Origin of the sequence: Gimesia alba (assembly GCF_007744675.1) — a bacterium.
GTDB classification, from domain to species: domain Bacteria; phylum Planctomycetota; class Planctomycetia; order Planctomycetales; family Planctomycetaceae; genus Gimesia; species Gimesia alba.
This window is the reverse complement of sequence record NZ_CP036269.1, coordinates 1,568,117-1,590,784: the sequence shown is the minus strand read 5'-3', so window position 1 is coordinate 1,590,784 and position 22,668 is coordinate 1,568,117. Positions and strand designations below refer to the sequence as shown.

Sequence of the window (22,668 nt, the reverse complement as noted above, 5' to 3'; positions counted from 1 at the left end):
CGCTTATTAGCGAGTGAACCGTGCCTTACCTCTTTAACACACCAGAACAACAGCAGGAAATGCTGCAAGCCATCGGCGTTGACTCTCTGGAAGCTTTGTTTTCCACAATACCACAAGAGCTGCGTCTGGATCGCCCCCTGAATATCCCCCCTGCCTTAACCGAAATGGAACTGCAGGCACACGTCTCAAAGCTGGCAGCAGAAAATGTCGGCCCGGGTTCACGCGTTTGTATGCTGGGGGGCGGGGCTTATGATCACTTTATTCCTGCCGCCGTCGATGAAATTGCCCGTAGAGGCGAATTTTATACCGCGTACACACCATATCAGGCCGAAGCCAGCCAAGGCAGTCTGCAGACTTTCTTCGAATTCCAATCGCTGATCTGCCAGTTAACCGGCATGGATGTTTCGAATGCCAGCCTGTACGAAGGAGGTACCTGTGTCAGTGAAGCCGCCTTCATGGCGATGCGGGTCACCAATCGCCACGATCGAGTCGTCTTGCTCGGCTCGCTGCATCCGGAATACAGACAGGTCGTGGAAACCTATTTGAAACACTTAAACTGCGAAGTCGTCGTGGTTCCCTGTGTTGATGGCTCAGTCGATCCGGCCGACGTCGATGCGGCAATGGACGATCAGACCGCCTGTCTCGTCATCCAGCATCCCAACTTCTTCGGTACACTCGAAGAAGCAGAACAACTGACAGAAATCGCTCATAAATATGGCGCCCTGTCTGTTGTTTCCTACGATCCGATCAGCCTTGGGATTTTGAAACGTCCCGGTGATTACGGTGCTGACATCGCCATCGCCGAAGGGCAATCTCTGGGAACTCCGCTGCAATTTGGCGGCCCTTATCTCGGACTGTTCTCCTGCAGTGAAAAGTTTGTCCGCAGGATGCCCGGACGTCTGATCGGTCAAACAGTCGACCGCAATGGCAAACGCTGTTATGTACTAAATCTACAGGCACGCGAACAGCACATTCGACGTGACAAAGCGACCAGTAATATCTGTAGTAACCAGGGATTAATCGCGATTCGTGCCGCCGTTTATCTTGCATTGCTCGGGAAACAGGGCATTCGTGAAGTCGCAGAACTCTGCTGCCAGAAAGCACATTATGCAGCCGAACAACTTTCTCAAATTGAAGGCATCGAACTTCTGTTCCCAGAACGTGCCTTCTTTAAAGAATTTGTCTTAAGTTGTTCAGAGGGAGCCGACTTCCTGCTCCGCAAAGCACGTCAGGCTGGCTTTGACTTAGGCCCGGAACTCTCTCGCTTTGAAGGGACAGATGGCTCCAGCGCAGATCAGACCGGTGTCCTTGTCGCGATCACAGAACAAAGAACACGGGAAGAAATCGACCGTCTGGTGACGGCCCTCAAAGCGTAGCTTCGCTTTATTGATACCTTAATGCGTTTCACTCAGTCCTGATATTTTGAAGCAACAACCAATACCATGCGAAATCAATTGGCCACCGAATCATTGTTTGCTCTCTCTCAACCTGGCCGGCGCGGTGCCGAGCTTCCTGAAGCGGACGTCCCTGTCAAACCGCTGAATGAACTGCTCCCTGCGGCAGCACTGGCTACAGAGCCTACGGGACTCCCTGAAGTCACCGAGCCCGATATCATCCGACATTTCGTGAATTTATCGACCTTAAACATGTGCGTCGATACCCACTTCTACCCGCTGGGAAGCTGTACGATGAAGTACAATCCCAAACGGCATGAGCGGCTGGCGAGCCTGCCGGGAATTGTCGACCTGCACCCCTATCAAAATCCATCTGACCTGCAAGGCATGCTGGCCTTGCTTTATGAGACACAGGAAATGCTGGCGGAAATTTCAGGTCTGCCTGCGGTATCCCTGCAACCTGCTGCCGGTGCCCAAGGCGAATTTACGGCACTCTTGACGGCCAAAGCCTACTTTGAAGATCGCGGCGAAAAACGGACAAAAGTTTTATTTCCCAACAGCGCACATGGAACGAACCCTGCCAGTGCTGCAATTGCCGGATTCGACTGCGTTCAGCTGGCCAGCAGCAAAGGCGGTCTCGTCGACCTGGAAGACCTCAAAGCAAATCTGGATGACCAGACTGCCGTCTTCATGGTCACCAATCCAAATACCCTGGGACTATTCGAAAAAGACATCAAGCAAATCGCAAACATGGTTCACGAAGTCGGCGGGCTGGTCTACATCGACGGTGCCAACATGAACGCTATTCTGGGCTTTACTCGCCCCGGTGATTTTGGCGGCGATATGATGCATTACAATGTCCACAAAACCTTCACCGGCCCGCATGGTGCCGGCGGCCCCGGATCAGGGCCCATCGCTGTACGTGATTTTCTGGCTGATTTTCTGCCTGGCCCTGTAATCAAACGCAATGACAATGCGGGTGAAAACGAAGACCAATACACTCTGGAAAACCCGCCCAAATCAATCGGACGCGTCCGCACCTTTTATGGCAACATCGGAATCGTAGTACGAGGCTACTGCTACCTGAGAACGCTGGGAGCCAAAGGCCTGAAAGCCGTCTCAGAAAATGCCGTTCTGAATGCGAACTACCTCAAAGCAATCTTGAAAGATGTGCTGCCTGTTCCTAACGGCGACCTGTGCATGCACGAGTTTGTGGCCTCAGCTTCAAAAATCAAATCCGAAAACGGAATCACAGCGATGGACATCGCCAAGCGTCTGCTCGACTTTGGTTTCCATGCCCCCACCGTTTATTTCCCACTAGTGGTGCCTGAAGCCATTATGGTCGAACCGACGGAAACAGAATCCAAAGAAACGCTGGACGCCTTTGCAAAGTCGATCCGAACGATCCTTCAGGAAGATCCTGAATTTCTGCATCTGGCGCCTCACAGCACCGAGATCAGCAGGCCCGATGAAGTTGTGGCGGCACGTCACCCGATTCTGCAATGCTGCGAGCCCCAATAGGCGACAGGTATGTACCTCAAGTTATATCACTCTACAGTCTGGTTCCTGGTATGACTCATTCTTCAATCCCAGATCACTGTCGTCTGATCATCGAGCCAGCTCCGTTAGCAGGCAGCTGGAATATGGCTGTTGACGAAGCGCTACTCGAATCAGCAGCAGAAAACGAACTCTGTTCATTGCGCTGGTATCGCTGGGACCAGCCTACGATCTCCCTCGGCTATTTTCAGAAGAATGAAACCGAAGAGCAAAATCAAACCTGGAAAGGCCTACCCCGGGTACGCCGTCTCTCAGGTGGAGGCGCCATTCTACATCACCATGAATTAACCTATTCCTTCGCAATTCCGGCAAGCCACCCTCTGTCCCAATTCCCCCCCGATCTTTACCTGACGATTCATCAACCTGTAATCGACATCCTGGCCACTCATGACCTGCAGGTTGCATTTCGAGGGGTTTCGTTCAAAGCAGAGTCGGAACCCTTCCTCTGCTTCGGGCGGGGTGATGAACGGGATCTCGTATACCAGGGGAACAAAATTCTAGGGAGCGCGCAACGAAGAAGACGTGGTGCAATCGTTCAGCATGGCAGTCTATTACTGCTCACCTCTGAATATGCGCCTCATTTTCCAGGTCTATTGAATCAATACGAGCAAATCAGCCTGTACCAGTCACAATTTTTGTCCCGATTGGCAGAGGAATTCTCGCAGGCCATTGCCCAGGCCATTCAGCTGCCTCTTGAGTCTCAAAAACTGACTGACGAAGAATTTGAACAGGCCCGTCAACTGGAAAAAGAAAAATACTCCCGTGAGTCCTGGACGTCTCGCAAAACATAAGCTTATTGGTTAGTGGTGTTGGAGTTATCAATATCAAGGAAATATTACCAGTTGATTAATAAATGGTTCACATAACAGATGTACCTTTTATCTTTATTGACATCGTGCTATCTGCCTGATAGCGTTAAGTATGTAATACGTGTTTTATCTTATATTATTTTAAGTGTTACGGAAAATAGTAGTGGATTTTTACTTACGATGAAGTGAGTCAAACCACACAATGCGGGCCATTGAGCATTGTCATTTGCTCCATTTCTATGACGAGAAGTTATTTCACTCATTTCTGTTGCTTGTTCATTTTACGCTTCTTATCTTCCAATCTACTGACTAAGAGAAAACAAGTCACCGGAGGCAGAATGGCGAATATATATTCAGCCATATTATGTCCCAGAGCTTTTAGCGTGTTCTGTATGAAACCTATGGAGTGAACGATTTATGTTGCAGCTTTCGTTGAAGGTAATTGGTGGTCGTCATGATGGAAAACAAATCCCCATCAAAGGCAAAAAGTTTTTAATCGGCCGGGAAGAAGATTGTCACCTGCGCCCGAATAGCGACATGGTCAGCCGGCATCATTGTGTCTTCACCGTTGATGAGTACAGTGTGCGTTTACGCGATTTTGGCAGTACCAATGGTACCCTCGTCAATGACAAACGCATTAAAGGTGAGGTGCAGCTCTCGCACGGAGATAAAATCCAGGTAGGAAAACTCGATTTTGAAATTGTGATTTCACATAGTGCCAACGCTGAAGGGGCGCCAACCGCGCCGGATGCAGCTCCCAGTGGTGAAATTCTTACCGGATCAGATACTGTTTTTGATATCCCCGTTCATACTCCTGAGGGTTCCGAGACAGCCACTGCAGCAACCGAATCGACTCCCGCGCCTGAAGCAACCCCCGCTCCCAATGAACCTGTCAGCCCGGAAGTCTATGAAGGTGACACCCAAATCCTGTCTGCCGAACAACAGCAAGCAGCGCAGCAGGCTTACGAACAGGCAGCACAGCAGGCAGGCTATCCTCCTCAGCAGTATGGATATCCGCCACAACAGATGCCACCGGGACAGCAATACCCCTACCCAATGCCGCCACAATACTATCCGCAACAGGGATATCCGCAGCAACCGATGCCTGCATATCCACAACAGTACCAGATGCCGCCTCAGGGTTACCCTCAACAACCCCCGCAGCCACCACCAGAACAAGGTGAGTCTGCAGCCCCTGAATTACCGCCGGTAACACTGCCGCCACCTGAAGAAACCGGCCTCAAAAACAAAGAGTGAGCCCGCTCGCTTCGTCAAGTTGCGAACTTTTCCTTAATGGTGTTGCATGAGCCTGGCTGCATCGACCTGGTGCCATATGGAGTGTGTGATTGGTCTGTCTGATGCAACGCCGAATCCTGAGATAGCTCACAGCATTCTCCAGAGTTCCCATTGCTTTTCTGAATTGCCTTTGCGAGAATCAAGGCAGAAGGTTTAATCTATGAAGTCTGTAGCCTGAGTTCAGTGATGGATGACCGGCGACACGAATTCTAGTCCACCTTCGAGTTTCAGTTTGATTTTGAGAACCATGATGCTAGAAAAAGAGGGAGACGCTTTCAGTGAATGATTCAGCCAACGCCAGCAGTGATATTCAGCGCCGCTACCGTGAGTTTCTCGACCTTCTGCCTCTTACTTTGTCGCTGGCAGGGCTCCCCGAAAGCGACCATGGCAAATACTACACCGAAGAACAAGTGGAAGCCCGAGCCTTTACCGTCAAGCATGCATTCAAGCAGGCACGCATCCTGGCTCGAGAGTGTATTCAAAAACAATAAAATCACGTCACGACAGAAAAACAATGAGCCGGATTCATCAGAACCCGGCTCGTACTGTCTCTCAAGAATTCTATTTACTTTTGAGTTCAAATGTAAATTCATTTGCTCCCGAGTCACTGACTTCTGCTTCGAGTGTTGTCTTTTCATTGTAAGTCGCTGGAATATACTGCTCAATTGCAGGAACCGGCGGCTCATCAGGAGCGCCTCCCACAACAGTTTTCCCTGGTACTTCACGTGTTGCGGTAATTACAACTGCTTTTTTACCTGCAACAGCCTCAAATGAGAATTCCCCATTCTCGATCTTTCCAGCAGCGCTGGCTGCTTTTTCAGCGGCATCTCGAAAAATGATATTTCCCTCCGCCAGAGGCTCACCATCGAGTGTCACTTTGCCTGAAACAGGATATGTCACCGGTGCATCACTGGCACCGCCACAACCAACAAATATTCCTGCAGTACACATTAAAATCAAACAGAACGAAAGTGTTTTCATTGAATCTTTCCTATGGGATCAAATTACCCCCGGCGAACCTACCGGGGGCAATGGGAGATCGATAAATCTATAATTTTGTGAGGAATTAAAATTCCCCGACAACTTCACCACCGGAACGAGTTGATAAAGCCCGGTATGTGCCGCGGTCGATGTTTTCTGAAATAAACCGCACACCACCATCGGCCATCCCTACATGCACTCCGCCCACATGCTGACTACGGGCATAATTCCAGCGCGACGATTGATTTGTAACGCAGGGAGCGTTCACATCCGTTGTGCTTTTGCAGAGGTAGTTCTGGTCTGCTGCTGATGTATTCGGGGTCTCATAGGCGGTAAAGGTCACTTCACCATGAGCACCACCAATCCAGTAACACCCCGGGCATCCCCAGGAGAAACCAGTTGGTACTTCAACGCGTTGAACTGCCTCACTCATCAGTAATGTATTCGAAGTTCCGTCTTTCACATCCCGAAACTTGGTTCTGGTATTCTGCCCAAAAATACCATTGTCGGTACCAGTCGAACGGTTATTCGCCCAACCGATACAACCAATATAATTACCTCCCCAACGAACACCACCATTTTCAGCAAATGCAGGTCCAATATCAGAGGGACACATGAAAACCGGCAGAGCTGTCTTCACAAAAGTCTGGCTGCTCGAAATATTATGCACATGATTGCTCGTGCTTGATGACACATTTGAACAATCCCCCTCATAGGCATTATACATCGGTGCCTGGTCGATATAGGGCAGAATGCGATGGAACCAGGTATCCCGGTTATGGCAGTAATTTGGGTATCCCGAACCAATCGCCATATGGGCATACGGAAAAAGTTGATGCGTATCATGGTAATTGTGCATCGCCAGACCAATTTGCTTCAGATTGTTTTTACAAGTACTTCGCCGAGCGGCTTCACGTGCCTGCTGTACGGCGGGTAATAACAATGCGATCAGAATTGCGATAATGGCGATCACTACCAACAACTCAATGAGGGTAAACCCTCTTGGCTTAACAGAAGTTCTCAAGTGCCTCATCTTGAACATCCTTAAAAAGAAATCATAAAAAGTAACAATTCCACATGCATTAATAATATAGATCATTATTTAGGGAATTAACCTAAGTATGTTTCTCTTCTTATGGGATGTCAATCTAAACACTTAAGTGTAATTTAATCAACAACTTAGTGAATACTAAAACCACTATATACATTTATTTACTTAATATTATAAATATATGGTATTTACCTCCTTCTTTTCTATTTTACCAGAGAACATTGACTGGACTTTGCCCAAAAGATGCTGGCTTTTTGAGGAAATCTGAGTCTCATCTCCTGTCTTTATTGGAAAAGAACACTAAACATTAAACCACCTTGCTTATCCATTCTGAATTTTCTTCATCCCCCTGAAACCTCTGCTCGAATAAATTGGTATATTTAATTGAATGGCTTGAGGTTTTGATTCAAATTTCAGTAGTACGCAGAACCGTTTCGATTGCAGTCAGTAAAGGAGTTCCTGCAATCGGCAGCTGCAACGAATGACAAAAACGGGATTTCTCCGTGAATGAAGAAGATGCGGCGCAAGTCCGAAGTTGCCTGGAAGGTAATACAGAGGAGATGCGCGCATTTGTAGCACGATTCCAAAGTCCGATTTTTGGACTCTGTTATCGTATGCTCGGACATCGACAAGACGCCGAGGATGTGGCGCAGGAAGTTTTTGTACGTGCCTTTCGGAGTCTTCATCAATGGGATCCTACCCGGACATTGAAACCCTGGTTATTGACAATCGCCGCCAATCGATGCAGAACATTTCTGAGTAAACGGTCCAAACGACCCGTTCCCGCAGAGTTTGCCTCCGAACTGGCAGTCAGTCAATCACCGGAACAACTACAAGATCTTGGTGAAGAACTTCAAAAAGCCATCAACCTGTTACGCGAAGATCATCGCACGTGTTTTATTTTATTTCATCAGGAAAATATGAGCTGTCAGGAAATCGGAGACATTCTGGAGAGACCGGAGGGGACCATCAAAACATGGTTGCACCGCTCCAGACAGGAACTGGCGTCAACACTCAGACAGCGTGGAATTGTACCAGAGGTCAGACATGAATCTCGTTAAATATCAATCAGAACTGGAATACATGATCGAAACGCGAAATTTTGATCAACGTTCTAAACTGGAAAACCTGGCCACCTTATCGCCAGAACACCAGAAAGTCTGGGAAGACTTCCTGATCATCGAACATACATTGCCTGCCTGGAAACAGACTCTGCCGGAAATCGATCTGGTCGAAGCTGTCATGTCACAACTAGCTGGCCCCCCAAATCATAGCTTGGAATCAACGATTCCCAGTGAAGTTCCTTTTACAACAGACAGAACCTCACACACTTCAACACGCTGGTTATATGGCAGCCTGCTGACTGCTGCAGCGTTGCTGATCGCCATCTCCCTGAAATTCTCAGGGGATCAACCCGCAATGGTACCTCCCAACACCATTGCCACGAACACAAATATTATCTCTGATCCTCAGATACCACCCATTAAAACTAAAACTCCGAACCAAAGTTTCAATCAGTTATTGCGTAATGCAGGCGCAGCTTCCTGGGGACTGGCACAAAGCACTGCCGGCACGATGACCGAAGCTGTGAGTCTAGTCCCAGTGACACGTCCGACTCCTGAGACAACTGGTGTCGTACCTGCTGAATCACACTGGGTCGATGATATCAATCATGAAATGCAACCACTGAAAGACCAGATCAGCCATGCCTGGAATTTCATTCTTCATTCCGTTCCCGAAGAATCAACCAGAATTTAAAAGCACTTAGTTCCAGAATAAGATATGTTTTCCTGATACCAATGTTTAAGACTTACCGGGAGTGCACCGAAGTATGCAGCCTATGAAACAATATCCAGCAAAACTCTGCCGGACTGTTAAGAAATCAACAGTCCTCGCAATGGTTTTGGTATCAGTGGTCTTTACTTCCATTGGCAGTGCAGCTGCTGTCAATGAGGCTCCTCTCAGCCAACTGGTTGATGACAAGGCAGGGGTCTATATCGAAGCCGCTGATCTCAATGGGCATCTGAAACAATTTCTGGTTTCTCCTGTGGTAACCCGCTTCCAGCAGACACAAGTCTTTCAGTCCTGGCTTCAGAGTCAAGATGTGAAAAATCTTAAACAGGGCTTGCGCGATATTGAATCGGTCACAGAACAACGCCTGCTACCGCTGCTCAACAATCTGTTTGGTGAATCGGTGGGAGTGGCAGTTTTTAATAACGGCCCGAAACAAGCCCCTTCCCCTCTGCTGTTAGCCAGAGTGAAAGATGCAAACGCCACCCAAAATCTGTTCGAAAGCTGGTTCGAAAAAACTGGGGTCGTAGTTACATCAATCAACTATCAGGATGTCCCCTGCTTTATCGCCAGTCAACGGGAGGCTTCTTCTGATACAGTGCCTCGAATTTATTATGCCTTTCTCGAACGCACGCTGGTGGTCACTGAAAATAAACAGGTTCTGCAGTCGACCGTCGACTTATATGTAAAACAGTCTCTTAAAAAACAACCGCGAGATACTCAGGCCAGTCTGTTCAATCTGAAAATCTATCAGCGGGCTCAATCGAAATTATCTCCGAATGTCACCGGATCGCTGTTTCTCAACCCACGCATCTGGGATGAACATATCAAACCGCCCAAAAACGAAGTCGAGAAAGGAGTCGTCAACTGGTGGCATAAAACGGGAGGCCTGATTGTCGGTCTTCATCTCAAAAACACCGTGGCACTGGAAACCGTCATCCTGTTCAACTCTGAAGCGATCAATCTGCCGTTACTGGATGTCTTACGAATTCCGACAGAGATTTCCGAGAAATATACGCTGGTTCCGAAAAAAGCATTGGCAGTCCTCTGTGGCCAACTCAACGTTCATTTACTCACCCAAAAAGTTGTCGACTTTTATGCGGACAAAAATCCGGAAAAATGGCAGAAATTCCATGCTGTCAGTATCGGCCTCTTGGGAGGTCTCGACCCGGTCACGGAATTCTCAAAAGCTCTCGGCCCGAATGTCCTGTTCTATTCGGTTCCACGCAAAGAACTTTCCTTTGATGCGATTTCATTTGACGGACTCGTTGCATTGCAGCTCACGAATCCTGGCCAGCCTGCAGTCGGTCCAGAGAAGTCTCAATATCAGACCGCCCTCGAAAATGTCGCAAACTTTTTGATGAACAGTATGCTTGCACATCACAATGCTAACCTGAAACAGGAAGTGACTCCCTCCGTCCTCAAACTGGAAGATCACGAACTGTATCAAATGCGGTGGATTGATAGCCTCGGACCTTATCAACCCGCTTATGGTATCAATGAACAACAAATCGTATTTGCCAGCTCACCGGAACTGATCAGAGAATTCTTCACTTTGAAATCTGAAGAAAGCCTTGCAGCGCTCCCTTTGTTCCAGACCTGGAAAGAAACATTTTTTCAGGAAGAAAAGCAACTTTGCTTTCTGAACATTTCCTCTATCAGAGCATTCATTGATCAGAATTCCGACTTCCTGGCAAAGCAACTGGCAAAAGGACAAGGCGGCGATCTGGACAAAGGCCGCAAAAAGCTCTCCGGCTTAAAAAGCCTGCTCCAGTCTTTTGACGGGCTCTTCCTGGCAGCGGGGCTTCAGAAAACCCAGGTCCGCATTATCATGGGCTTAGGCTCACTCGATCCAACCAACTAAAGCAGTCTTGGATGGAATCACCTTCTCAAACGCGATCGTGATTATTTCACTACATGCGCTCTCTTTAATCACGATTCTGTACACAATTCTGAACATCGCCTCGAAATCCCCGCCCTAAAATCGGAATAATCGGGATAACTACTCAACCGGCAATGTCTCTTACACTTATCAGTGTTAATTATTTTAAACAAACTACCCAATCCGATTTTATGTGGAAATAATAGAGTAAGGTTAGCTCCACATTCTTTCCCTGGCCAGAAAATATTTGGCATTGTGGATCAATTTTTCACCAAGTTCTTATGAAGCAAAAATTGAAGACTCAGGGATAAAGATCGCAAACCAATGTTTTGTGTATTCAGTTTCACATTGGTTTTTATCACTGTTCGTTCCATACAAATGATTTCAGGCAAATTTACTCCCCTCGAAAAAGGCAAAAATTAAACATGGTCAAACAACTAGATCCCCCGTCAGAATTAGTCGTCGATCGTCGTCGTGCCAGCAGAAGAAGCGCGACCGCCAAAAAAGAAGCCATTCATGAAAAGCATGAAGTCGTCGACCAACGTAAGACAGAACGACGTAGGCAGATCGATCCTACAACGTGTGAACGCGATTATAGCGACCAGGAAATCGACTTCATGAAAGCAATGGATGACTACAAAAGACGTAGCGGTCGTCAATTCCCTACCTGGAGTGAAGTACTCGAAGTGTTACACAGCATGGGATACCGTAAGGTAGCAGAACCAACCGACATTTCCCTGTAGAGATTTATATCTCATAGGTCAGTGTTGAAAACGAAAAGTGAGACGCATTCCCCCCGTGTCTCACTTTTTTTATGCGCCCAGATTCGTTCAGGCCGACTGTGATCAACTCTGATCTCTGCCAATGATAACAAGCGTCATATCATCATACTGTTCAGATTGCCCAGCAAACGTTTTCACCGCTTGCAAAATGTGAGCGCCCAGTTTGTCAGGCTTTGATTTGGATTTCAAGATCGCTGCTTTCAGTCGTTCCAGCCCAAACAGTTCGCGTTCTTCGTTCATCGCTTCGGTCACGCCATCAGTAAACAGGATCAACCGTTCGCCAGGATCGAGTCGATGCTGAATTGCCTGATATTCATACTCGTCCATTACTCCCAGTGGCACACTCGGCTGGTCAGCAGCCAGTTCTGTCAGTGTGCCATTCGCCGTTAATAGTAGAGGATTCAGATGCCCGGCATTGATGAAGGAAATCAGGTTCTGCGTGAGATCAATCTGCCCCAGAATAAATGTGATAAACCGCCCGTCATGGGCCGCTTCGTCGATATGATGGTTCACCCGGTGTACGGCGTCGGTTACATCCGTCACAAATTCGACCGTACTGCGAACCGCACTGCATACACGCGACATCACCAACGATGCGGGCACCCCCTTCCCGGCCACATCACCCAAGGCAAACCAGATCAGATTTTCTTCGGGCTGAATAAAATCATAATAATCACCGCCAACTGCGCGAGCCGCCTCGTAAGAGACAAAAAACTCATAGCCGGATACCTGAGGGATGTTGGCCGGCAATAGCCCTTTCTGAACGCGGGCAGCAATCTCCATTTCATTATCGTATCGCTGTTTTTCTACATGCGAGATCATCAGCCGGGCACTCTCATACGAAAGCGCCGTCTGCCCGGCAATCACCATCAGAAGTTCCAGATCATCCTCGGAAAACATCTGACCAGCCAGCTGCGTATCCAGATTGATAATGCCAATCACACTTCCATCCAAACCCAGCATCGGCGCACATAAGATAGAGCGGATTGTCAGCGTGGAGACCGACTCGCTTTTTTCAAACCGTTCATCATTGGCAGCATCCGCAGAAAGCACACCCGTTTTATTATCTGTTACTGCTTTCAGAACCGTTCGACTGAGTTGTAGTGCTTCGTGATCATTCTCCCGCCGATGACGCACCGCCTTTGGGAAAAACCGTAAATTCTCCCGATCCCGTAATAAAATACAGCCCCGATCAGCTGCAGGAAAAATATGAAATAGCCCTTCCAAAACCTTTGCGGCCATCGAATCCAGGTCAGACGCGGAAGCAATCGTACGACTGATTTCCAGAATCGCCTTCAACTTGATTTCCGGCTTGATCTGAAACTGATTCAGATCGCTGTTGGTTCCTGTCGCTCTCAAAATGGTCGATTTATCTTTGGCAGGAGGCCTGACTGACACGTTTTTCAGCGAAGGAATTAATCCGTAGGATGTCAGTAGACCTTCCTGCTGGTTATTCTCATATTCAGCGTCGCTGGAAAATTCCAGGAGAAATGGGCCAATGGAAATGGAATCGCCCGACTGTAGTTCCACCGGATCCCTGACGAGCATATTATTGACAAACGTCCCATTACCACTGCCCAGATCTTCCAGTTGATACAAACCGTCTTCGATCAGTGAAATCCGCGCGTGATATCGCGAAACGGTATTGGACTTGAGACAGACCTCACAATCAGGATGACGGCCCAGAGTGACCTGCTTGCCTTTGATTTCCAGTCTGGAAGAGTTGCCATTATTTTGCAAAAACAGGCTGGCAGACATGGTAAAACCATCAGGTTGATTGAATTGAAAACAGCATTCTTCAGGATACACGCCCGAATGTCATTATAGTGATATCATCATTCTGCGGCCGACCGTTGGCATGTCGTCTGACATCCGTTAGCAATGCCTGCCCTAACTCTGCTGCATTTTTTTCCCGGTTGGCTTTGATAAATTCTCGCATCCGATCCAAAGTATACAATTCCCCTTCAGGATTCATGGCTTCATCAACACCATCCGTAAACAGCACCACAATTTCCCCCGGCGCCAGATCGCGTTCTACCACTTCGAAGGGAAATCCTTCCATCACTCCGATCGGCACACCGATACTCTCTTCCGGAAACTCATCCAGTGTACCATCTGGCTTTAAAATCATCGGTGACATGTGCCCTGCATTCACCAGTGACAGACGATGATTGCGTGTGTCCAAGATCACCAGCACATACGTCACAAATCGCCCTTCCACCGCGCTATCACACATGTGATCGTTGATCGCTTCCACGGCAGGCCCCGCCTCATGTACGAACCGCATTGTGTTCTGAACACAACTCGACATGCGGGCCATGATCATCGCGCCAGGCACCCCCTTGCCGGCAACATCTCCAAACGAAAGCCCGATTTTGTCATCGGGAAGTTCGAAAATGTCATAATAGTCTCCTCCCACAGCTTGTGCCGAATGATACGAAGCGAAAAATTCGTAGCCATCAACTTCGGGCACTGAACTGGGAAGCAGTCCCTGTTGCACACCGCGGGCAATGTCCATCTCATTGTCCTGCTTCTGCTTTTCCATATAGGAAGACATCAGCCGCGCACTTTCATAAGAGAGTGCTGCCTGTCCGGCAACGGACATCAACAGATCCAGATCTTCTTCCTGAAACTGCTTCAGTGGATTCTGAGTATCGATATTGATAATGCCGATCGGTTCTTCTGAAAGCCCCAGCATCGGCACGCACATCATGGATCGAATGGACAAATTTGAAATCGATTCGCTGGCATCGAATTGTGAATCACTGGCTGCATCGGCGGATAAGATCCCCGATTTTTCTTCCAGTACTTTATTCACAATTGTACGGCTCAATTTGACTGTCGCATCTTCCCCTTCGCGTCGATGCTTGAATGCGCGGGGCACCATTTCATCTGTTGCTTCATCTTTAAGCAAAATACAGCCCCGGTCTGCGGCTGGGAAGATATTAAACAACGTTGTCAGAATTTGCGGCAACAGCTTTTCCAGATCGACGGTCCCAGCCAGACTGCGACTGATTTCAATCATTGCTTTCAACTTGGACTCAGGCCGTACATCCAATCCCCCAAAACCGCCTCCGCCGGAAATCGCCCCCATGATCGTTGCGGAAGCATCGCCCTCATCATCCGACGAATACCCAAAGTCGAAACTCGAATCGACTGCCGAAATAATGGAGCTCTTTTTCGCTTTGTTCTTTTGATCGGCTTCAAAGCGAAATAAAATCGGACCAACCTTCAGACGATCCTCGTGTGCCAGTTCCGTTCGGCCTTCGATTTTCTTGCCGTTGACGAACGTTCCATTTCCACTACCCAGATCTTCTACAAAATACTGATCCCCTTCGCCAATCACTTGCGCATGACGGCGGGATACCATATTCGAATCAAGCTGGATCTGGCAATCCGGGTGCCTACCAATCACGGTTTCCTCTCCGGAAAGAGGATAATTGACAGCTTGACCAGCTTGCAGCATGACCAGGGTAGCCATATATGAAACCCTTATGATGAATCGATGAAAGACGTGATTTAAAACGGGATACGCATGCTATTTTAAAGCTCGTCTGCCCCTGATGCAATCGCGTTAAGACATCGAGCTCTTCGATTAGCAACCAAATATGGTCTCCACATTCCCTCTCAGAACCAGTTTACCCAGATCAATGGCACGCTGTTCAGACCAGTTCCGACCAATCACAAAATCGCTGGCTAATACATTCGCTAATACTCGACGATACATGCGGAACTTAGGCAAGGCAAATTCCAGCTTATACATATCGCTGTAATAACCGACCTGTTTCGTTTTCGGCACCGCTTCCAGACGACTCTTGCAGTCAAAATGAATAAACGCAGGTGTATTTGAATACCACCAGTGACCATTGATGACAACATTCGGGAAAATCCAACTGTAGCTGACCAATTCTTGATTACTGGTACTCGTCAACACAGACACAGGAAAGGTCACATTGGGAAAGGCGTTGAACAGTTCTTTATAAAGGATCAGCGAAGTCCGCTTGTCGTAGAGGTCCTGCCCCTGAAAAACGCCCGCTTCATAGACCCGACGATTGACCCCGATCATCAGGTCAAATGGCAAGCGATGTACTGCACAATATTCTGCCAGGGTCCAGAATACAAACTGGCTGACAGTTTTCGATTCTTCACACGTAAGTTCATTACCGGCAAACAAGGATCGGACTGTAGAATCAACTTGGTCAGCCGTCACGGCGACAGGTGAAAAATCAGGCGGTAATGAAATTGCACAGGCTCGCGCCCCTTTCGCCGTGAAATGCGCAAATAACTCGCCGATAGCATCCCTCAGCGTTTTGGCACAACCAATGTCCATCTGAGTGGCTTTCGCCAGTCGCTCTCGCGTTTCACTTTTCACCAAATGAAACACCAGATCATCCGTCCGCAGACAGGGGATATACAACTTCGTGTCGAAACCTTCCAGAGGGTCATCGAAATCATTCGTCAAAAAGACCTGCTCAAGACCACTCTGTTTTAAGACCTGCTGCTCCCAGTCTGGCTGTGCCATTTTCTCAGCAGCGGTATCGTACAGCTTCTCCCAATTAGATTCCGTAATGGCATCCTCTTGAAAATCGAAGAATTCACTGCAGATATCCAGCAACCAGCTCAGCTGGATTGTGTTATCCAGATCGTCCAATTGAGTGACCAGACGTCCCACCTTCTCTTTAGGATCGATACCCGGTTCTTCAATTAATTCTTTGGCAAGACCAGCTGAATGGGCCAACTCGGTATAATAATGATACCCCATGATGTCTGCCAATGTGGTGGAGGCGGCAGAATGAGGATTGATATGCGTATGCGGGTCGATCAGAACAAGACTCTCGAGTTCCGCGAAAATACGTTTACTTAACTGTTCAGACATAATGAGATGGTTCCTGCTGATTTCTAACAAGTTTCAAGTGTGTCTGCGAATATAATCAGTCGGCTGGAACAGTGCAATCAGGTGGTGATTTTCAACAGATCGTATCAATCAAAATACATAAAAAAAGCGGCTCTACGACAAAATGTCGCACAGCCGCTCGAAGAAGACGTTCAGCACGTCTTATATACTTTAATAACTTACTTTCCGGCACTGGCCTGCTGATTTCCAGAGACCGCGGGCGGATTAAAACTATGAAGCAGTTTCCCCGTTTTTGCGTCCCAGACTCGCAAGATGCCATCTTCGCCACCAGCAATCACCGTCGCCTCATCCCGGCTGCCAGCCACGCTATACACGTAGTCTGTAGAACCACCCAGATTGCGGACATTTTTACCGTTGGTCGTCAGGTGCATGCGAACGGTTTTATCGCCGCCACCGCTGACAATGTTATCTCCCAACCCGAGGAAAGAAATCGACGTCACCTGTTTGGAATAACCGGAAATCGTTCGTTTCTGTTCGCCGGTTTCAATATTCCAGACCTTAATCACATTGTCGGCTCCTGCACTGACTATCGTGGATTCATCCGCTTTCCAGGCAACATCCAGTACGTGATGCGTGTGTCCTTCAAACGATTTCACAAACTTACCCGTCGCCACATCAAAGATTTTCACAAACTTGTCAGCAGCACCAGTCAGCAATGATTTTCCAGTCCGAGAGAACTTCAGTCCCAGCACGGTATCGCTGTGGGCATTATCGAGCTTCCGGACCACTTTACCGGTTGCAACATCCCAAAGAATGATTTCACCACTTCGTGAAGGATCTCCACCTCCGACAGCCAGTAACTTTCCATCCGGGCTGAAGTCCAGACAAAGTGCCCGATTAGAGATTGGTGATCCACCCACATTCATTGGGTCTTTGGTATCAGCGCCCAACTGGGCAATCAGTGACCAGACAGGTTGAATACTCTGAATTAAAACCGTCTTATCAGCACTGCCGGAAACGACGGTTGTCTTGGATGTATATCCAACAGAGGAGACAGCTGCGGTATGACCGGCTAATGTATCCAGTTCTTTACCGGAAGCCACATCCCATACGCGAACTTGATGACTGTCATCACCAGTCACAACCTGTTTGCCATCTTCAGAGAAAGCAACGGCTTTAATGGGAGTCAGAACTGCGGCCTGTTTTTTTGCTTCCGCAAGAGCTGCGTCCAGTTTTTTAGCCGATGCATCTAAAGCAGCTTTCTCCTTAGTGCGCTCAGCAAGTTGGCCTTTGATTTTCGTCAGAGTGGTTTCTGCGACTTTAACAGAACGCTCTGAAGAAGTAATCTTTTTTGCTGCTGCTGTAGCCGCATCGGCCAGTTTTTTCGCTTCGGCTTCAGCGTCAGCAACTTTCTTATCGACGGCTTTCGTATCAGGTTTGGAAGCAGCCAGCTTCGTCGCAGCCGTTACTGCAGCAGTCGCTTTTGCAACGGCCTGCTTTGCCGTCTGAATAGCCTGCGTTGCCTGTTTTTCATCAGTCGTTTTTTTCTGCTTTGCTGCAGCCAGTTTTTTCTGTACTGCGTCAAAGGCGGTTTTTGCTTTCGCAACGGCGTCCTTCTTCTTTTGCTCTGCAGCTTTATCTTTTGGATCAGGCTTGACCGCATTGGCATCATCCAATGCTTTCTTGGCCGCAGCCACCTCTTTTTCGGCTGCTGCAATCGCAGTCTGATTCTGCTGATTAACCTGCTTCAGCTTTGCATCAGCGTCAGCAACCGCTTTGTCCGCAGCCGCCTTTTGTGCATTGGCTGCTTTAACAGCATCTTCGCCTTTTTTCTTATGATCGGCCAGCAATTTCGCCTGTTCAGCCTTGGCTGCTTCTACCTTCTTGGCAGATTCATCAGCCTTTTTCTTAGCTTCCGGCAATGCCTTTTTCGCTGCCGCCAATTCTTCATTCCGTTTTTTCAGTTCTGTTTCACGATCTTTGACATTCTTGTCAGCAGCTTTAACTGCGGCGTCACCTAAAGCAACTTTTTGCTTTTCAACGGTCTGTGCTTCGGTCGCTACAATCAACGCGCGTTCTTTCGCTAGATCGCCGCGGAATTCCTTCAGCATTTTGCCGTCACTCAACTGCCAGATCTTTCCTGTTCCGTTAACGGATACCGAAACGATATTTTTAGCATCAGGACTGACATCAACGTCTGTAACAGGCGCCCCGTGGTTGATCGACCGAACCTGTTTTTTGCCATTCAAGTCCCAGACACGGACAGTACCGTCTTCACTGCCAGAGACCAGTTGTGTGCCTGCCGGCATGACCAGTTCGACTGATGAAACGGGTTTGGTATGTCCCTTTAGCTCATACAGAGCGGCAGGAATCTCTGGTGCTTTTTCTCCTGCTTTGGGAGCGGGAATCGTCAGAGGCCAGACATAAATGATGTTGTTTGCGGCGCCCGCCATCACCTGAGCGCCATCTTTACTGACCGTCAATGAATTAATGACGGCTGGTGTTTTCATAGTTGAAATCTGCTTACCATCGGCGGCATTCCAGACACGCAAACTTTGATCAGCCGAAGATGTAACCACTTTCGAGCGATCCGGAGTAAAGGCCAGCCCTTTGATTTCGCCAGCGTGCCCTTTCAAATCTACCAATTTCTTCCCTTCCGGCAATTTCCAGAGAGAGGCAGAATTGTCAGCAGTTGCAACGGCCAGCACGCTACGGTCTGCGTTCAATGCCATGCTGTTCACAGCGGCAGGAAGATCGATTTTCTTGACCACATTCCCGATCGATTTCTTCCAGAGTTTAACAACCCGATAGCCGCCTGAAGCAAGCAGACTGCCATCTGAATTAAACGCGAGTGAATGTACAAAATCGCGATGTGCGGCTCCCTGCGGATAAAATGGTTTTCCATCCTTTTGCAATTTCACCAAAGCAGGATCATTTAATGTGGCTGCTTCAGTTCCGGAAGCCAGATCGTAGACAGAAATACGATTCGCACGCCCGACTGCTGCATAACGTGCCCAGGGAGAAAGTGCGGTCGCATAAATTGAGTTCAAACCAGGTGGCAGAGACTGCCAGGCAACGCCCGCATCAGCAGACTTTCCACTGGATTTGGCACCTTCGATAATCCACTGACGTAGAATACCAACCTGCTGAGGCGTTAACGCTTTGGCTCCCACCTTGTTCGGCAGCGGGGGCATGAAACTTTCTTCGACGCGGGCTGCAACATTGTAGAGATAACTTTCATCAGGTTTCCCGGGTACTACTGAAGCACCGCTGTCTCCACCCTTGATCAACGCTTCGACATTTTCCAGAACGAGCGAGCCTTCTTTTTTCGCTACGTTATGGCAGGCGATGCAATTGGCATCCAGGATCGGAAACACATCTTTCTCAAAGCTGACAGGACGTCCCAACTCTACTTTCGCAGGTTTGATCGGTTTTTCTTCTGCCACCGCAAAACTTCCAGCGGCAAAAACTGCAGCTAACACCACACATAAATTAGCAAACCGGTTCCGCATAACGTGCCCCTCTGTTATCACTGTTGAAACAGTTGAAAAAACAAGCAACTGCCTATGTTCTAATTCTGAAATTGTTTCTTGAATGCGTTTATATTACTTGGTTACTTTTAGCTTGATCGGTGCATCCACCAGAGCTTCCCCCTGGAAGTCAGCTTTGGCACGTACCACCATGTTCGCCAGATCGCCTTCAGTGGCATCTGCACCAGCCTTAATTGGAATTGTCGCTTCGGTCTGATCAGCCGGAATCTGAACGGTAGTCGCAGTGACTCCCTTCACACCGGGGGGAAGCGGCAACGTCAATTCCACTGGTCCTTTAAAATTATTGATCCGTTTAATGGTCGCTTTGACATCAATGCCCGCCCCCTTCTTCAGTGCACCACCACTGGGAACATTCAAAGTCAGCGTGACCGGAGCCGGATTGACGCGAATCACTAAAGGCGTTGAGGGAGCATACACTTTAACGGTCTTGGGAGCAGCCGCCTTTTCTGCAGCAGCCACTTTCTTGTCAGACGCTTTCTTCGCAGCATCGGCGGCTTTCACACTCGCTGTTGCCGCTTTGACTTCCGCTTCTGCTTTAGCCTGTTCTGCTTTCTTTTGTTCCGCCGTCTTATCCGAAGCTTTGGCAATCTCATCCCGTTTTTTAGTCGCAGCTGCCAGAGCGGCTTGTGCATCGGTCAATTTCTTTGCCAGCTCAGCCTGTTCTTTTTTGGCATCGTCAACTTGACCGGGGTTACGACGGTAAGAGACATCTACGGTCGACTGCAAGTAAGTTGTATACACGCCGGGCTTCGCATTGTTCTTGACGAAAACCTGGAACAATTCTTCCTGTTTGCCTTTGGCGATCGTTTTATTCTGCGTCGTAATATTGCTGTTTTTAGGAACACCACTCCAGGCGAGCGCCACGGCATTATCAAATCCCGTGCGTTTGACAACTTTGACGGGAACCAAAATCTGTCGCCCTTGATTCACTTTGACCTCGGCAACATCCGCCACCACCTGATAGGGAGCGACTTCATCAATCACAGACAGCCCCAGCGAGCGTGCAATTCGAGACTCCGCACGAATATTCACTGCCACTGGCCTCAAAACCGTCGCAGCACGTGCAACCCGCTCCAGTTTCTTAGCGTCAGGGCCTGCTGCATGACCAACAATTTCGATTTGGCCCGACCATTTTTTCGCTGATTCATCGGCAGTGATAATCATCTCTGCATTATTGCTGCCGGCACCAATACTCGCCGCTTTACAGGTCACACCGGCTGGTAGCCCTTTAACCGAAAGATCAATTGTTTCATTGAAGCCATCCTGTCTCAGCGCCATCACAGAGATTTTGAAACTGTCCCCTTTTCGCAGAGCGATCGCGGCAGGAGCGCCGCCCGTATTAACGGCTTGCGGATGTAGAGGTAAGGCCACCAGTCGATAATCAGGCTTAGGCTGTCGCAGTACTGCCCGATAAACCATACGCGGATTTCCACGCGTTTCAAACTGAAGATCACGCAGGGTCACCCGGTACTCACCATCAGCGGGAGCGGTAAACAGGTAGTAAGGATCATCGGTTCGTGTATCGAATAATTTGCCCCCCAGATCCGGGAAGACACTGGTCGCTCCTACATTGGCCAAGCGTTTGAATGTCTCTTTACCCTCTTTATCTTTGATTACCTGATCAACGACGATCACAGGGTCCATCACAATTCCGTTTCGCTGACCAAAGACTTCGATCGAATATTTTTCTTTGGCCTTACCGGTAAAGCGAAAAGTATCAACGTCATTTTTTGCTTCAAACTGTCCCACAAACTCTCCGGGAATGCTCAACGTCTCTTCTTTTGTCTGTTCATCGCGAACGATTTTTCCTTCCGCAAAGAAAATCGTTACTGGATTCGAACTTCCGGCCGGTGACTCCCAGACATAGGAAAACCCGTCTGCACTTACTTCATGCGGAAAGCCCTGCTCTCCCATTTCTAATGTGGTGGGTTTCGCTGGCAGTGCAATAGAAACCTGAACTTCCTGGAGAGGCTCATCACCGATGCTCCAGTCCGAGATTTTTCCTCCCGGCAGGTTATAACCATACAATGTATAATTGGAAGTTGTCCCCGGTGTTCCGGAGGGAGGCATAATAAATTCGATATGCGGTTTTTTATGCACACTCAAGCGATAGACGTGTTGTGCTCCACCTGAATAGGTCAGGTCGAATACTTTAATCTGATAGGTGCCATCTTGCGGCAGCGTCAGATTGATGTATGGATCGTTTCGAAAGGTATCGCGTTCGCTGGCGAGGCGTTTGTTGTCAGGTCCATAAAGTTCGACGACAGCAACCATTGGTGAATCAATGCGAGCCGCCCGACAGTCAATCGAAACCTTCTCTCCCTTTTTACCGGGGAACGAAAAATAATCCACATCAGTGGCCCCTTGCAGGCCTGCATTGACAACGGAATCCATAGCAACGGCGGTTGCTTGATCGGACTTGTTATTCGGTTCTGCTTCCGCCTTTTCTAGCAGATCACCTACAACAAATGAACGTGGGTTGCTCAGTCCATACAAGCCATGTGCTCGGACATCATATACGCCGGCAGGCACCTCTTTGCCAACCGTCACCATAAAGGTATTAGCAATCGGTGTCTTTTTCCCATTGCTTTCCTGTATTTTGGGAACGGCTTTGATGCCGGGATGACTGAACCAGAGTGAGTCCAGGTTTTCCAGGTCTTTGCCGTTCGTCACCTTCACTTCTACAGTCTGACCTTTCTGGCCTCCTGAGGGAGAGACT

Annotated in this window: 16 protein-coding genes; 9 read left to right on the top strand and 7 right to left on the bottom strand. The window is 48.5% G+C overall.

Going from position 1 to position 22,668, the window contains the following annotated elements; genetic code table 11:
• Nucleotides 1–20 precede the first annotated feature (20 nt).
• From gcvPA to Pan241w_RS06195, 5 genes are all read left to right on the top strand, one after another.
• Complete coding sequence (gene gcvPA / locus Pan241w_RS06215; RefSeq protein WP_145212526.1) at nucleotides 21–1,376, top strand: aminomethyl-transferring glycine dehydrogenase subunit GcvPA; 1,356 nt, start codon at nucleotides 21–23, stop codon at nucleotides 1,374–1,376.
• A 66-nt stretch (nucleotides 1,377–1,442) separates the two neighbouring features.
• Entirely contained in the window at nucleotides 1,443–2,915 is a 1,473-nt protein-coding gene (gene gcvPB / locus Pan241w_RS06210) for an aminomethyl-transferring glycine dehydrogenase subunit GcvPB (RefSeq protein ID WP_145212523.1), read from the top strand.
• Nucleotides 2,916–2,965: 50 nt separating this feature from the next.
• A complete protein-coding gene (locus Pan241w_RS06205; protein WP_198000355.1) occupies nucleotides 2,966–3,742 on the top strand; it encodes a lipoate--protein ligase family protein in 777 nt (258 codons plus the stop codon).
• A gap of 435 nt (nucleotides 3,743–4,177) precedes the next feature.
• The gene (locus Pan241w_RS06200; RefSeq protein ID WP_145212517.1) at nucleotides 4,178–5,017 is read left to right on the top strand and encodes an FHA domain-containing protein; all 840 of its coding nucleotides are present in this window, start codon (nucleotides 4,178–4,180) and stop codon (nucleotides 5,015–5,017) included.
• A 317-nt stretch (nucleotides 5,018–5,334) separates the two neighbouring features.
• Complete coding sequence (locus Pan241w_RS06195) at nucleotides 5,335–5,547, top strand: hypothetical protein (protein ID WP_145212514.1); 213 nt, start codon at nucleotides 5,335–5,337, stop codon at nucleotides 5,545–5,547.
• A gap of 70 nt (nucleotides 5,548–5,617) precedes the next feature.
• Here the strand turns inward: Pan241w_RS06195 and Pan241w_RS06190 are convergent, their stop codons facing one another.
• On the bottom strand, nucleotides 5,618–6,037 hold the full coding sequence (locus tag Pan241w_RS06190) for a hypothetical protein (protein WP_145212511.1): 420 nt from the start codon (nucleotides 6,035–6,037) through the stop codon (nucleotides 5,618–5,620).
• Between the two features lie 85 nt (nucleotides 6,038–6,122).
• The gene (locus tag Pan241w_RS06185) at nucleotides 6,123–7,070 is read right to left on the bottom strand and encodes a DUF1559 domain-containing protein (RefSeq protein ID WP_145212508.1); all 948 of its coding nucleotides are present in this window, start codon (nucleotides 7,068–7,070) and stop codon (nucleotides 6,123–6,125) included.
• A gap of 521 nt (nucleotides 7,071–7,591) precedes the next feature.
• On the opposite strand from Pan241w_RS06185, the gene Pan241w_RS06180 reads away from it, so the two are divergent.
• From Pan241w_RS06180 to Pan241w_RS06165, 4 genes are all read left to right on the top strand, one after another.
• Nucleotides 7,592–8,149, top strand: a complete 558-nt coding sequence (locus tag Pan241w_RS06180) for an RNA polymerase sigma factor (protein WP_145212505.1) — start codon at nucleotides 7,592–7,594, stop codon at nucleotides 8,147–8,149.
• Nucleotides 8,136–8,846: a hypothetical protein gene (locus tag Pan241w_RS06175; protein WP_145212502.1), complete on the top strand. Its 711-nt coding sequence runs from the start codon at nucleotides 8,136–8,138 to the stop codon at nucleotides 8,844–8,846. The genes Pan241w_RS06180 and Pan241w_RS06175 overlap by 14 nt, the downstream gene beginning before the upstream one ends.
• Nucleotides 8,847–8,919: 73 nt before the next feature.
• Nucleotides 8,920–10,743 (top strand): DUF3352 domain-containing protein, encoded by a 1,824-nt coding sequence (locus Pan241w_RS06170; RefSeq protein WP_145212499.1) that lies wholly within the window; start codon nucleotides 8,920–8,922, stop codon nucleotides 10,741–10,743.
• Between the two features lie 443 nt (nucleotides 10,744–11,186).
• Complete coding sequence (locus Pan241w_RS06165; RefSeq protein WP_145212496.1) at nucleotides 11,187–11,504, top strand: hypothetical protein; 318 nt, start codon at nucleotides 11,187–11,189, stop codon at nucleotides 11,502–11,504.
• Nucleotides 11,505–11,606: 102 nt separating this feature from the next.
• On the opposite strand, the gene Pan241w_RS06160 is transcribed toward Pan241w_RS06165, so the two are convergent.
• From Pan241w_RS06160 to Pan241w_RS06140, 5 genes are all read right to left on the bottom strand, one after another.
• On the bottom strand, nucleotides 11,607–13,352 hold the full coding sequence (locus Pan241w_RS06160; RefSeq protein ID WP_145212493.1) for a SpoIIE family protein phosphatase: 1,746 nt from the start codon (nucleotides 13,350–13,352) through the stop codon (nucleotides 11,607–11,609).
• A complete protein-coding gene (locus Pan241w_RS06155; protein WP_145212490.1) occupies nucleotides 13,342–15,024 on the bottom strand; it encodes a SpoIIE family protein phosphatase in 1,683 nt (560 codons plus the stop codon). Before Pan241w_RS06155 ends, Pan241w_RS06160 begins: the two co-directional genes overlap by 11 nt.
• Nucleotides 15,025–15,138: 114 nt before the next feature.
• On the bottom strand, nucleotides 15,139–16,419 hold the full coding sequence (locus Pan241w_RS06150) for a glucuronate isomerase (RefSeq protein ID WP_145212487.1): 1,281 nt from the start codon (nucleotides 16,417–16,419) through the stop codon (nucleotides 15,139–15,141).
• Between the two features lie 197 nt (nucleotides 16,420–16,616).
• On the bottom strand, nucleotides 16,617–19,910 hold the full coding sequence (locus Pan241w_RS06145; protein WP_145212484.1) for a c-type cytochrome domain-containing protein: 3,294 nt from the start codon (nucleotides 19,908–19,910) through the stop codon (nucleotides 16,617–16,619).
• Between the two features lie 93 nt (nucleotides 19,911–20,003).
• Nucleotides 20,004–22,622 (bottom strand): PPC domain-containing protein, encoded by a 2,619-nt coding sequence (locus tag Pan241w_RS06140; RefSeq protein ID WP_198000354.1) that lies wholly within the window; start codon nucleotides 22,620–22,622, stop codon nucleotides 20,004–20,006.
• Between the last annotated feature and the right edge of the window lie 46 nt (nucleotides 22,623–22,668).

What these genes read in the sequence shown, in the direction of transcription:
- gcvPB (WP_145212523.1), top strand. Translation starts at nt 1,443, where the DNA reads ATGCGAAATCAATTGGCCACCGAATCATTGTTTGCTCTCTCTCAACCT.
- Pan241w_RS06205 (WP_198000355.1), top strand. Translation starts at nt 2,966, where the DNA reads ATGACTCATTCTTCAATCCCAGATCACTGTCGTCTGATCATCGAGCCA.
- Pan241w_RS06200 (WP_145212517.1), top strand. Translation starts at nt 4,178, where the DNA reads ATGTTGCAGCTTTCGTTGAAGGTAATTGGTGGTCGTCATGATGGAAAA.
- Pan241w_RS06190 (WP_145212511.1), bottom strand. Translation starts at nt 6,037, where the DNA reads ATGAAAACACTTTCGTTCTGTTTGATTTTAATGTGTACTGCAGGAATA.
- Pan241w_RS06185 (WP_145212508.1), bottom strand. Translation starts at nt 7,070, where the DNA reads ATGAGGCACTTGAGAACTTCTGTTAAGCCAAGAGGGTTTACCCTCATT.
- Pan241w_RS06175 (WP_145212502.1), top strand. Translation starts at nt 8,136, where the DNA reads ATGAATCTCGTTAAATATCAATCAGAACTGGAATACATGATCGAAACG.
- Pan241w_RS06170 (WP_145212499.1), top strand. Translation starts at nt 8,920, where the DNA reads ATGCAGCCTATGAAACAATATCCAGCAAAACTCTGCCGGACTGTTAAG.
- Pan241w_RS06165 (WP_145212496.1), top strand. Translation starts at nt 11,187, where the DNA reads ATGGTCAAACAACTAGATCCCCCGTCAGAATTAGTCGTCGATCGTCGT.
- Pan241w_RS06155 (WP_145212490.1), bottom strand. Translation starts at nt 15,024, where the DNA reads ATGGCTACCCTGGTCATGCTGCAAGCTGGTCAAGCTGTCAATTATCCT.
- Pan241w_RS06150 (WP_145212487.1), bottom strand. Translation starts at nt 16,419, where the DNA reads ATGTCTGAACAGTTAAGTAAACGTATTTTCGCGGAACTCGAGAGTCTT.
- Pan241w_RS06145 (WP_145212484.1), bottom strand. Translation starts at nt 19,910, where the DNA reads ATGCGGAACCGGTTTGCTAATTTATGTGTGGTGTTAGCTGCAGTTTTT.